Source organism: Candidatus Kurthia intestinigallinarum, from assembly GCF_003991225.1.
GTDB classification, from domain to species: Bacteria; Bacillota; Bacilli; order Bacillales_A; family Planococcaceae; genus Kurthia; species Kurthia populi.
Window position 1 is genome coordinate 16,572 of record NZ_JTFC01000042.1, and the last position, 13,105, is coordinate 29,676.

Annotated in this window: 12 protein-coding genes; 11 read left to right on the forward strand and 1 reads right to left on the reverse strand. The window is 38.9% G+C overall.

Going from position 1 to position 13,105, the window contains the following annotated elements; translation table 11 throughout:
* Nucleotides 1-99: 99 nt before the first annotated feature.
* Entirely contained in the window at nt 100-357 is a 258-nt protein-coding gene (locus QI30_RS16535; protein WP_126991684.1) for a GlsB/YeaQ/YmgE family stress response membrane protein, read from the reverse strand.
* A gap of 175 nt (nt 358-532) precedes the next feature.
* Between QI30_RS16535 and QI30_RS16540 the strand changes: the two genes are divergently transcribed.
* The 11 genes from QI30_RS16540 to QI30_RS16590 all read left to right on the forward strand — a co-directional run bounded on the left by QI30_RS16540 (nt 533) and on the right by QI30_RS16590 (nt 13,032).
* A complete protein-coding gene (locus tag QI30_RS16540) occupies nt 533-1,378 on the forward strand; it encodes a C39 family peptidase (RefSeq protein ID WP_126991685.1) in 846 nt (281 codons plus the stop codon).
* Nucleotides 1,379-1,651: 273 nt separating this feature from the next.
* The gene (locus QI30_RS16545) at nt 1,652-2,161 is read left to right on the forward strand and encodes a GNAT family N-acetyltransferase (protein ID WP_126991686.1); all 510 of its coding nucleotides are present in this window, start codon (nt 1,652-1,654) and stop codon (nt 2,159-2,161) included.
* Nucleotides 2,162-2,271: 110 nt separating this feature from the next.
* Nucleotides 2,272-4,140, forward strand: a complete 1,869-nt coding sequence (locus tag QI30_RS16550; protein WP_126991687.1) for a helix-turn-helix domain-containing protein — start codon at nt 2,272-2,274, stop codon at nt 4,138-4,140.
* 295 nt (nt 4,141-4,435) lie between these two features.
* On the forward strand, nt 4,436-6,604 hold the full coding sequence (locus QI30_RS16555) for an acetate--CoA ligase family protein (protein ID WP_126991688.1): 2,169 nt from the start codon (nt 4,436-4,438) through the stop codon (nt 6,602-6,604).
* Between the two features lie 2 nt (nt 6,605-6,606).
* On the forward strand, nt 6,607-7,056 hold the full coding sequence (locus tag QI30_RS16560; RefSeq protein WP_126991689.1) for a MaoC family dehydratase N-terminal domain-containing protein: 450 nt from the start codon (nt 6,607-6,609) through the stop codon (nt 7,054-7,056).
* A gap of 12 nt (nt 7,057-7,068) precedes the next feature.
* A complete protein-coding gene (locus tag QI30_RS16565) occupies nt 7,069-7,482 on the forward strand; it encodes a MaoC/PaaZ C-terminal domain-containing protein (protein ID WP_126991690.1) in 414 nt (137 codons plus the stop codon).
* A gap of 18 nt (nt 7,483-7,500) precedes the next feature.
* Nucleotides 7,501-8,664, forward strand: coding sequence for a thiolase C-terminal domain-containing protein (locus QI30_RS16570; RefSeq protein WP_126991691.1), 1,164 nt, complete (start codon nt 7,501-7,503; stop codon nt 8,662-8,664).
* 11 nt (nt 8,665-8,675) lie between these two features.
* Nucleotides 8,676-9,110, forward strand: coding sequence for a Zn-ribbon domain-containing OB-fold protein (locus QI30_RS16575; protein WP_126991692.1), 435 nt, complete (start codon nt 8,676-8,678; stop codon nt 9,108-9,110).
* A gap of 18 nt (nt 9,111-9,128) precedes the next feature.
* Nucleotides 9,129-10,322, forward strand: coding sequence for an acyl-CoA dehydrogenase family protein (locus QI30_RS16580; RefSeq protein ID WP_126991693.1), 1,194 nt, complete (start codon nt 9,129-9,131; stop codon nt 10,320-10,322).
* 18 nt (nt 10,323-10,340) lie between these two features.
* The gene (locus QI30_RS16585) at nt 10,341-11,507 is read left to right on the forward strand and encodes an acyl-CoA dehydrogenase family protein (protein ID WP_126991694.1); all 1,167 of its coding nucleotides are present in this window, start codon (nt 10,341-10,343) and stop codon (nt 11,505-11,507) included.
* Nucleotides 11,508-11,619: 112 nt separating this feature from the next.
* Nucleotides 11,620-13,032 (forward strand): MFS transporter, encoded by a 1,413-nt coding sequence (locus tag QI30_RS16590; protein WP_126991695.1) that lies wholly within the window; start codon nt 11,620-11,622, stop codon nt 13,030-13,032.
* Nucleotides 13,033-13,105: the final 73 nt, after the last annotated feature.

A 13,105-nucleotide genomic window follows, 5' to 3' on the forward strand; every position in this document is an offset into this window, starting at 1 on the left:
CCACAAAATGGATGAAATAACCACTCTAATGCTTTTTAAAATATATTTATATAATAAAAAGCCTTTCCTATAATGGAAAAGGCTTTTTATTATGAGCGATTATTTTTTACCGCCAATAGCTTTCATAATAAAGCTTACAATTAAAATTAGTACAATTGTTCCTAATAAAGTTGGTAAAATGTAGAAGTCGCTAACTTTAGGACCCCAGTCACCAAGAATTAGGCTACCTAGCCAAGCACCAATAATACCAGCAATGATATTACCAATAACGCCGCCAGGAATGTCTTTACCAAGAATAAGTCCTGCTAACCATCCTAGAATACCACCAATAATAATGAACCAGATAAATGAAAACATGGTAAAACCTCCTTTTTGCTGTTATGTAATATATATTCCCAGTGAAATAATAAATAAACGTTTTTTTTTAAATTTCTTCGTTCATCGAATTATATTACTATTATAAATAAGTATATATTTGTAAACGAATCGACGTTGATACTATAATAAAAGAAATAAGTGAGGAGGGATTTCGATGGCAGAAAAGCAATGGATGCCTATCGCTGCCGCACTTGGGTTAGCAGCGGTATCGTACCAATTTAAAACGGGACAGAAAAAAGCATTGTATACAAAAGAAGAAACCAAATTAAAAAGTGTTCCTTATGAAGGAACTACGTTGGCCAATATACCAGCTTATACACTCCTACAAGCAACAAATTATGAAGGTGCTCATTATTATGTAACCTATGGTAATTTTGTTGGGTGGGTAGCAAAAGTGGATGTTGCAGATGCTCCGAAGGGATATCAATATACAGCGCTAAATGTTCCATATATTAGTCAGTATCGGCCACTTGATGCGCCATTTGGTTGTGAAGGGACATCTCTATTAATGGCCTTACGTTATAAAGGCTACAATGATGATGTCTCCCTAAAAACAATTCTTGATAATATGCCAAAAGCAGATCGTAATCCAAATAAAGGCTTTGTTGGGTCACCTTATTATGCAATGGAGGGTTATTTCCAAACGATTTTCCCAAAACCACTTACATCCTATGCACGTGAAGCCTATAGTAAAATGATTGTTGATATTTCAGGTGCTTCGCCAAAACAATTACAACAAGAATTAGCTCATGGAAATCCTGTAGTGGTATGGGTGACGTTTCGTTTTGAACCTCCGCGCGAAGGGGAATGGGATATTGGTAAAAAACATTCTGCAACATTTGTAAGTAATCTACATGTCATGCTTTTAACAGGCTATAATAGTGTCACACAAAAATATCGTGTTCATGATCCAGCAGATGAAAAAGAGATTTATTGGGTACCAAAAGAGCAATTTGAAGCAGCTTATTTAGCAAGAAAGCAAGCTGTTGTGGTTCGATAATAGAGGTAAAAGAAAGAGGTATTGTTTACTAAAAAATGCCTCTTTTTCTTATGCAGATTTTCTAATAGACAATGAGTGTTATCATCTATTTGTATAAAAGTAGCAATAACTATCAGATAGAATAAGCATGTATTAAAAAACATTCATTTTCTCGCCCTAAATGACCTAAAAAAAGGTACAATAGAACAAAGACTTAAAAAGTTGGCATATTAGTTACATGTCATTATTTGCAAGTGTTCCCACCTAATAAGTTACAGAAAGTGAGGGACTTTTATGTTCCATCTACAAACAAAGCGCTTACGTTTTCGCAATTACACGAATGCGGATTTTTATTTTTTAAAGGGTCTATTACAATCAAAGGATATGATGCGCTATATCGGTGACGGTCAAACTCGTAATGATGCGGAAGTTGAGCAATTTTTATCGTGGATTTATACGCATTATCGTGAAGACGAACATACCGGATTAAAAATTATTGAAAACCGCAAAACAGGTGAGCCAATGGGGCATGCGGGCATCGTACCACAAGTGATGAATGGTCAAAAACAATTTGAAATCGGCTATTGGGTTGCGAAAGCTTACTGGGGTCAAGGCTTTGCGACAGAAGCAGCAGAAGCAATGAAAGACTATGCCGAGCAAGAAATGCACTTAACAAATTTAATTGCGCTAATTCAACCAGGTAACAAAGCTTCGATGCGCATTGCAGAAACAATTGGTATGCATTTGGATAAGACAGAAATGTTGAATGGACAAGAAGTACATGTTTTTACAACAAAAGCCTAAAAACCATGTGATTGCATGGTTTTTTTTGTGTGAAAAAAGCTGTTTTTTGAAGGTATTTAATGCTTAAATGTCGAATTATTGTTAGTGATAAGAAAAATAGGGGGTCAATTATGTCGATGTCACATCTCTCGTTATCGCTAAGTCAATCCTCGGAAATGTTTAGGCAAGAAATGATTAAATTATGTGCACGAATCCAGCCTTTTTATGTACTTTTTATGTTTGAACAAGATGAGCAACCTTACGATTATGTGAAGCTTTTTGAAACCTATCAATCCATGGGAACCATTTTAAAATTAGAAAAAGAGAAAATTTTCCACACATCTGAAGTGTTTATTGTAAAAGAATCGGCTTATTTAGAAAATCAAGCATTGTTTTTTCAGTTACGCGTCCGTGCACGGGAACGTTTAATTGAAAAGCTCGCAAAATCTGTTATTTTTTATGTTGTTAGTCAGCAACAGCATTTAAATTTAACATTGTTACAAGATCAGCACTTACTAGACGATTCATTAACGATTACAAAAAATGTCCTTAAAAAATGGACCTTTATCGGTGAGGAAAAAACATGGGATGCATTCACTACATGGTATAGCGATACTTTGACGATGGCAATTTTAGAAGATATTGTCGTTGTAGAAGGGCTTAATTCGTTGAAAAAATTACCTGATAAAGCATTGAATGCATTATTTTTCGCTCACATGAACGATGTCGCGAATGATGAGACTTTTATTGATAAAATTTCACTTGTAGTTGACGACTATATTAAAGAGTGGCAGGAGCAAGTAATTCTTCTTTTAAAGAAGGATTTAGAAGTATATATTGAGGTCGAAAAAAGCGTAACACAAACAATGCAAAATGCACGCGATTTTTCACAACTTGCAACAGTGCCTCATTATATGTATGTGATGAATAATACACTTTATCAAGTAATTCGAGAAGTGCTTTATCAATTAAACTCTTCCCAAACAGTCTATTCATTTCAAAAAGGAAAAACAAAAGGAACTTTATTTTTAAAAGAAGGACAAATAATTGATGCTACGATGGCTGTATTAGCGGTAGATGTTTTAGATATTTTATGTGGTTTTTTCCTTCACCAGTCAGAAAACATGCAGAATATAGTCGAAATTCGTTTAACAGATATTTTAATGATGCGTGATATTAAGCAGAAATTAGGTGGAGAAGGACGACGAGGAGGCTACGAGGCAAAGCAAAAGCAACAAGTTCTAGCTGTTTTAGCATTGCTAAAAAATATCCATGTGGAGATTGAGCAAATGGTCAGTTATCATACAAATCAACCGACGCCTTTAAAGTTGAAAGGACCATTACTCGTTTTTGAACAAGAATATTGCTATAAATTAGGTCCTATTTTTACACCGTACTTGAGTGGTTCTCAGCGACAATTGGCATTATTACCATTTCGTGCATTTCATTATCATGTATATCGTTTTCGCCATGAAAAACAATTATGTCGATATTTAAGTTGGCGCTGGCGTACACAAGCTTCGCAAGCAAAGTATTGGCAAGCGAATAAGGTGTCGACGCTACTAAAAGCTATTGGGGAAACCTTAAATCAACGTTCACCTTCTCGAACACGTGAGCGTTTTGAAAAGGCACTCGATCAATTAACGACAGATGGTGTGATTGCAGGCTGGCATTATGTCAATTGGGATGAAGCTGTAGCGGTAGGCAAAGGCTGGGGGAATTATTGGCTCAATGCGGCAGTTATTATTGAACCGCCACAAGCGGTACTCGAAACATATCATTCACTTGAGAAAAAAAGAGTACCTATGACGACAACAAAAAAAGAGAATGAAGAATTTGCAAAGCAACTTGCCAATTTTCGTAAAAGCCAGCATCTGACGTTATCACAGGCAGGTGAGATGTTGCATGTGTCAGCTGCTTATATGAGTCAATTAGAGCGAAATATCGTTAGACCATCACTAAAATTACGCAAACGTTTAGAACGTTGGTTATTATCTTGAAACAGTACTTGTCTTATATGACGCGTACTGTTTTTTTGTTGGAATAAAAGCGCTTACATTGTTAAAAAGTCGTGCTTACAAGTTGCAAAGTCGGGGTTAAGTTGTGCATAAAAAAATACCGCTTTTTTTGAAAGTCTATTATATCAAGCTTTTGAAGTGATTAATAGGGACGTTAAATTCCTTATTAGTTTATTATTTTAGCTAACTTTAATTTTCATTATTTTCAGAATACTAAAGGTATGATAGATACACAGATAACGAATCTGCGAACGAATGATATAAGGGGGATAAGTTGATGACACAAAATTTACAAAATTATGAATCATTGAAGCCGTTGTTTAACCCACAGTCTATTGCGATTTTAGGTGCCTCTGAGAGCCCCTATAAAATCGGCCATCTTCAAATTCGCGCATTAATTGATGGTAAATTTAAAGGCGATATTATTCCAATCCATCGTACGGCAAAAGAAATTGCGGGCTTAACATGTTACCCATCATTAGCAGATGTACCAGGTGAAGTGGATCTTGTTATTTTCTGCCTTGGTCTAGAACAAATTAAAGAAGGTCTTGAAGCGTGTGCAGCAAAAAATGTAAAAGCGGCGATTATTTTTGCTTCAGGTTTTTCAGAAGCAGGGGCATATGGTGAGCAACTGCAGCAAGAACTTGGTCAATTCGCAAAAACACACGGCATTCGTATCGTAGGACCAAACTGTGTAGGCTTAGTGAACACAGAGAATGGCTTGATTGGCACATTTACGCCATCATTTTTAACTGTACCACTCGATGGTCAGCGAGGCGTCGGTTATATTTCGCAAAGTGGCGCTTTTGGTGTATTAACGTATATGGCAGCCGCACAGCATGGTATTAACTTTAACTATTTTGTTAGTACAGGGAATGAAATGGAGTCCAGCTTTGAAGATTTCATGGAATATATGGTACATGATCCGCAAACGAATATTATTAGTGGTTACTTAGAAGGTGCTAAAAATCCAGAAAAATTGAAAGCGTTATCAAAAGAGTCTCTTCAAAAAAATAAGCCAATTTTATTGATGAAAACAGGTAAGAGCTCGGCTGGTAGTCGTGCAGCTGCATCTCATACAGGTTCACTTGCAGGCTCAGATAAAATCTATGATGCCTTTTTTAAACAGCATGGCATTATTCGTGCAGAGGATTTTGATGATGTTATCGGTTTTACGAAATTATTTAATCCCAATAAATTACCTAAAGGAAATAATACAGTCATTATTACAAGTTCAGGTGGTCGTGGCATTAATGAGGCGGACCGTTGTGAAGCACATGGTTTAAACATTGTGGAGCTATCTGCTGAAACACAGGCGGCTATTCAAAAGAGCTTGCCGGACTATGCGAGCACAACGAACCCAGTTGATTTAACAGCTGCCGCAATGGTATCGAACCCGGAGTTTTATTTGGAGCCATTAAAAGTACTTGTAAATGATCCGGAAGTTCATAATATTATCTTTACTGATTTCCCATATGCTTGGGATGAAAATTCACCGCAGCTACAAGAATTTATTGAATTAAGTAAGGCGAGTGACAAAGTCATTGGGTTATTCCCATTCCCACTCGATGGTATGACCTATCCAAAAGCGACAAAAGCTTTAGTAGAAAACGGTATTGCGGTTGTACCATGTAATCTAAATCCAGTGCGCGCACTGAAGAAGCTAGTGGAATATAGTGAGGCATATCGACAATCTTCGATTACTTCACTAGCAGATTATCGTCAACCACATGCGGTATTAGATGATTTATTAGTATCAGGTGAAACGTTGAGTGAAGCACAGGCAAGTGAAGTGCTGGCACGCTATGATATTCCAACAACAGAGCGTCGTATTGCGACATCACTTGAGGAAGCGGTAGAGCATGCAACAGCGATAGGATACCCAGTCGTGCTAAAAATTGATTCACCAGATATTCCACACAAGACAGAAGCAGACGCAATTCGGTTAAATGTACAAACACCAGAAGAAGTGAGTCAAGCGTATGTGGAAATTGTGAAAAATGCGCGAAGCTACAACCCAGAGGCACGTGTCCATGGCGTTTCTGTACAGGAGATGTTGGGTGAAGGTGTTGAAATAATTATCGGTGCACATAATGACAGCACATTTGGGCCAGTAATTATGGTGGGACTTGGTGGTATTTTCGTTGAAGTATTCCAAGATATCGCTTTTAAAGTAGCACCAATCAATCGTCAAGATGCATTGAATTTACTTGATGAATTAAAAGGAAAATCAATTTTACATGGTGCGCGTGGAAAAACGCCAATAGATACAGAGGCAATTGTCGATGTTCTGTTAAAAGTATCGGCACTCATGATAGACCATGGAGAGCAGATTCAAGAGCTTGATATTAATCCACTTGTTGTATACGAAAAAGGTATTAGGGCAGCGGATGCGATGCTTGTTGTGAAAGAGCAACAAGTGATTCGACAAGCGATGGAGGGATAGTAATGAGTTTAGCACATTTAATTGGAAAAACAGGAAAACCTTATACAGTAGAAATTGAAAAACGTCATATTCGTCAGTTTGCAGAGGCAATCGGGGATACAAACCCGCTTTATCGTGATGAGGAATTTGCAAAAACAACGGTACATGGTGGTATTATTGCACCGCCAACATTCCCAATTGCGATGTCAGAAGAAAGTGAAGAGGAGTTAGATTTAGGATTAGATTATAGCCGTATGTTACACGGGGAGCAGCGCTTTATTTATACGCGTGCAATCCGCCCAGGGGATGTATTAACATGCCAATTAAAAGTGACGGATGTATATGAACGTGACGGTAAAAATGGAACGATGGAATTTATTGTGATGGATACGGAAATGACAGACGAGGCGGGACAGCATGTTGTCACAAGTCGTACAAATATTATTTATCGTCCGATTTCGGCGAATGCATAAGGAGGAATGACGATGCTAGAACTAGCACAGTTAACAACAGGGCAGGAACTTCCTGCTTATATAAAGGAGCCTGTGACAAAAGTACAGCTCGTAAAATATGCGGGAGCCTCAGGAGATTTTAACCCGCTTCATACAGATGATGCATTTGCACAAAAAATTGGGATGCCTGGTGTTATTGCACATGGCATGCTCATCATGGGTTTCTTAGGAGAATACGTCAATCATCTTGCAGGAACTCTTGCAACGGTAAAAGATTTTAGTATGCGTTTTGGTGCGATGACATTTCCGAAAGATACGATCACATGTCGAGGCGTGATTAAAGAAACGTATGAAAAAGACGGTTCACGCTTTGCGGTGCTGACATTATATGCAGAAAAAGGTCCAGAAAAAATCGTTGGTTCAGGAGAGGCAACGCTACAATTTTAAGTCGAAGGAGTGTTATGGATGAATCAAATTCGAGATAAATACGCCATCGTAGGTGTTGGTGAAAGTAAACGTTCAAAAAATTCAGGAACGACACCGTTACATTTAGCATTAGATGCGGCTCGTGCAGCTATTGCAGATGCAGGAATTGAAGCAAAAGAAATCGATGGCTTTATGAGCTATTGTGAAAATGATTCTTGCTCACCGCATCAATTAGCAACCTATTTAGGTGTACGACCAAACTATGTTAAAGAAATTTTGGGGGGCGGTAGTAGTACGGAAATGCTAATTGCAGATGCTGTTGCTTTAATTGAAACAGGCCAGGCGAATACAGTGCTCATTTATCGCTCGATGAATGGACGCTCTGGTATGCGTATGGGAGGCGGTGGCTGGAGTAGTGATTTATTGCAATCAGCCTTTGATGGCGGCAGCTACATCATTCCATATGGCGCGGCAAGTCCAGGGCAATGGTTTGGTTTATTCGCTACGCGTCATATGAAGCAAAATGGCTTAACACAAGAGCATTTAGGTCATGTATGTACAAGCTTCTATGAACATGCACAGCGTAATCCAAATGCCTTCTTCTATGGTAAACCATTAACAATGGAAGAATATCTACAAACGGCGCAGCTAAGCTCACCGTTTACAAAACATGATTTTTGCTTAGAGTCGGACGAAGCGAATGCGATTATCGTCACAAGTGCTGAACGTGCAAAAGATTGCCAGTCAAAACCCGCTTATATTATGGGGATGGCTGCTCGTCGCGCGGTATCTCATGCACATTACTGGAAAAACATTGATGAAGTGGCGTCTGATTATGTCGCACAGCCGTTATACGAAGCGGCAGGTGTCGGGCCAAAAGACATTGATATTGCATCGATTTACGATTGCTTTAGCTGGGTGGTATTACGCCAATTAGAAGCATATGGTCTTGCTCCCAAAGGCGAATTAGGGGACTTTGTCGCTGCAGGAAACTTGAAAATTGATGGACAACTTCCGACAAACTTAGCGGGCGGAATGCTGTCAGAAGGTTATACACATGGTATGAATAATGTATTAGAAATTGTCCGCCAAGTGCGCGGTGAATATGAAGGAACAGAACGTCAGGCGAAAAAACATGATATCGCGATTTGTACAGGCTGGGCAGGTCCGGATATGGCTGGCGCAATGATTTTACGAAAATAGGGGGAGTTCACATGATTGAAGAAACAAAAGTAGAATACGCGAAACCAATTCCATTAAAAACAATCGACAATGCACCGTACTGGGATGCGGCGGATCGTCATGAGCTTGTACTTCAAAAATGTACGAGCTGTAATACCTATGCACATCCACCAGGCCCAGCATGTGCTCATTGTGGAAGCCAGGAGCTTGTGTGGGAAAACCGAGGAACGGAAATTAGTGGCACAATTTATACGTATGTCGTTTCTTATCGTCCATTTTTACCAGGCTTTGAAAATGATATGCCGTTAGTGATTGCGGTTGTTGAACTCGATGAATTACCAGAAGTCAAAATTATTGGCAATGTCTTAGAGGCAACAGTCGAGCAAATTGATATTGGAACACCAGTAAAAATGGTGTGGCAAGACATTACAGAGGATCGTGCGTTGCCACAATGGACGCTCGCATAAGGTTGAGGAGGAAACGCGATGGATTTTTCATATACAGCACAGGAAGAACAATTTCGACAGGAGTTACGTACATGGCTTGAAGAAAACCTTCCAGAGGGATGGCTAGCGTCGCAACAACTACCGTCAGAGGAAGCAGAGCTAGGTCAATTTTTACGTAAGTGGCAAAAAACATTAGCCGATAGCCGCTGGGCAGCGATTGCATGGCCTGAGAAACATGGTGGACGTAATGCGACACTGATGGAGGAAATTATTTACCATCAAGAAATGGTTCGTGTGAAAGCGCCACCACTTGTAAACTATGTGGGGCTTCATATGGTTGGACCAACCTTGATGCAAATCGGAACACCTGAACAACAGGAAAAATACATCCCGAAAATTTTAACAGGAGAAGAAGTGTGGTGCCAAGGCTATTCAGAGCCAAATGCAGGTTCGGATTTAGCAGCTGTACAAACGACGGCCGTTAAAAAAGGGGACAAGTGGGTGATTAATGGTCAAAAAATTTGGACAAGCTTTGCTCACTTTGCAGACCGGTGCTTCCTTGTTGCACGTACGAGTAAAGGGGAGAAAAAGCATCATGGCATTACATGCTTCTTACTGGATATGAATCAACCTGGTGTAGAAGTACGCCCGATTATTCAAATGAATGGTGAGCATGATTTTAATGAAGTGTATTTAACGGATGCAGTAGCCTATGACAGCGAAATTATCGGACAAGTAGATGATGGTTGGCGTGTGACGATTGCGTTATTAATGCATGAACGTACAGGCATTGGTGCTCAAGTATTTTCACTTGAACAGCAATTTGCAGAGCTTGTGAATGTAGCTCAAACGGTTACAGAGGATGACCAACCATTGATTGCGAAACCAGAAGTACGTAAGCGTCTACTTGACTTATATATGAATCAACGTGGCTCGTTATTAAATTATTATCGCAATTTAACAAAGCAGCTAAAAGTGGGACATCCGGGTGTAGAAGGCTCGATGGATAAATTATTCGTTAGTGAAATGACGAAAAAATTATTCTCAGAAGCTATTTCAATTCAAGGTCACGCGGGAATGCTGTGGGAAGAAGATGCTGTACAAGACCAGGGTTATTGGCAGAAAAATTATTTGTATTCATTTGGTCAAACAATCGGTGGTGGTACGAGCGAGATTCAAAAAAATACGATTGCGGAGCGCATCTTAGGCTTACCAAAAGATGTCGGTCGCTAGAAGGGTTGGTGAAGGTCGATGGATTTTTCATTAAACGAAGATCAAGAGTTATTTCGAAAATTTGTACGTAAATATCTTAATGACCAAGAGCAAACGAAAGTAGCGCGCGATTATATTGCAGGAAATGTCGAAGCAGTGAAGCAAGCAATTACAGGTGTTAATGAGCTTGGCTGTATGATGGTAAATATTCCAGATGATTATGATGGCATGGGTTTAGGTAAACTTGATCTTGTGCCAATTATGGAAGAGTTTGGCCGCACATTAATGCCAGGTGTCTTTTTAGAGACAAGTGCCTTTGCTGTGCCAATTATTAATCAGTTTGCGACAACGGAGCAAAAGCAACAGTATTTATCAGAAGTCGCAAGTGGTGAAAAAGCGTTCACCATTGCCTGGCTAGAGCCTAGTAGAAGTTATACAGAAAAAGGCATTCAATTAGAAGCTATACTTGAGCAAGAACAATTTACGCTAAATGGTATGAAGACGCAAGTAGCCGATGTGGCATTTGCACAGTACCTTATTGTACCGGTACGTGTTAACGGTGAAGTGAGTATTATTGTGGTAGATAAGGAGACGCCAGGCCTTACAATCACAGCGCAAAAAGGCTTTGATGAAACACGTCAGCTATCAAGTATTTATTTTGATAATGTGACGGTGCCAATTAGTGCGTTAATCGGACCACTTGGAGATGGTTGGGGAATCCTTCAAGAAGGTTTGTTATCGTATAATGCGGCTGTATCATCCGTTTGCGTCGGTGCGATGGAAAAAATTATTGAAGTGGCGAGTGAATATGCATGTATTCGTGAACAGTTTGGGCAAGCAATTGGGCGCTACCAAGCCATTAAGCATCGTCTAGCAGATATGAAGCTGTCACTTGAAACAGCACGTTCACTCTCTTATTATGCAAACTGGGCACTTGAAACAACATCGGAGGATCGTGTAGAAGCTATTTGTAGTGCACGTATTTTTGCGACGCAAGCCTTTGTTGAAATTGCCGCGCATAATATTCAAATTCATGGTGGTATCGGCTTCACTGAAGAAATTGATTGCCACTTATTTGTGAAGCGTTCACGTTTCTACGAAAATTACTTAGGTACACAAGCGCAGTACTATGACCAAGCCATTTCGGCACTTGGTTGGGATGCAGCAACTAAAGCCAAAGAACATGAAAATTTACTGATTTCTTAAAAGATAGTTGGTTACTATTTGGAATGGGACTTCTTGAAGCATTTGTTAATGTATAGAACATTTGCTAATGGAAGTCTTTTTTTGTTGAAAATTTTATTTCGAGGTGAAGTCGATGTTTAAAACAAATCGTACAGTTGAATCGATGTCCTATAAACAAAAAGCTCTGCTTGTCGCTGGAATTTTCTTATGTATGGAATTAGGACTCATGGTGTCTATGGAGTTTTCAATTGCTCTGCCTAGCATTATTACAGACATTGGCGGAGCGGAGTTTTATGCGCTTATTTTCACGGTTAATCTTGCTGTATCTGCAATTGTTACACCCTTTGTTGGTAAATTGAGTGATATTTATGGACGACGTCAAATTTTAATTATTGGTATTTTAATTATTTTAGTATCGGAAGTGATTACACCACTACTCGTTTCAAACGTCTATCATCTGATGATTTTTAGAGGTATTCAAGGAATCGGTGGTGCCACGACGGCTGTTGTCGCATTAATTGTCATTAGCGATATTTTTGACATCGAAAATCGTGCGAAATTTTTAGGCTTCTATGGATCATTAAATGCACTGACAGCTATTATTGCGCCTACAGTAGGTGGAATTTTTGTACAATACTTCTCATGGCATTGGGTATTTTATTCAATCGCACCGGTAGGCCTTATTGGCTTAATTATTATTTTGAAATTAATGCCAAATATTCCGAAAGTAGAACGTGCCAAGATGGATTATCTAGGAGCAAGTATTCTATCCGTTTCTATTTTATCATTGGTGGGCTTAACATCTTTTGGAAGTCCAACCGTTACGCCTGTACTACTTGTTGTATTAGCAGTTAGTTTAGTTGCATTTATTATTCGTCAAAAGAAAAGTGCAGATCCATTAATTCCATTACGCTTATTTAAGCATCGTATTTTTACAATTTGTATCTTAGCGAGTATGGCATGCATGTTTGCGGCAACAGGAATGATTTATTTCTTACCACTGTTTTTACAAAATATTCATGGTTTCTCACCGACAGAAACCGGTATTTTTATGACAGAAAGAGGCATTACATCGTTTATTTTCGCAGCAATAAGCGGTTTTATTGTAGCAAAATTGAAGGATTTTAAGCTTGTTGCGATTGTGGCAATGTGTATTTTTGCAAGTATGATTTTTGTATTAACATTCTTTACAGTATCAGCACCAACGATTATAATCACCGCTATTTTTCTTGTGTGGGGGAGTTCAAGTGGGGTATTAATTTCTATTTTCCATACAGGTATTCAAATGAATTTACCTACAAAAGAAATTAGTGTAGCGATGAGTGTTATGCAATTAGCGGTTAGTATGGGTGCCTTACTAGCAACGTCTTTACTAGGCATGTTCGTGCAAACTGAAAATTTAAGCCAAGGATTTAGCTACTTACTGTATACTTGTTTAGCGGTTGTAATTGTGACGTTAGTTGCTTTTGTAATTGTCGTACCAAAAAAGAAGCAAGTTGTTGCGCCAATTCCCGCAGAACTAGAGAAAAGTATTCCAGAAAGCTAAAAATGCCAAGAGGATAGAACTTGTCTTACAGTTTGGAACAAATAAAGGCATCGCGCCAACGCGCGATGCCTTT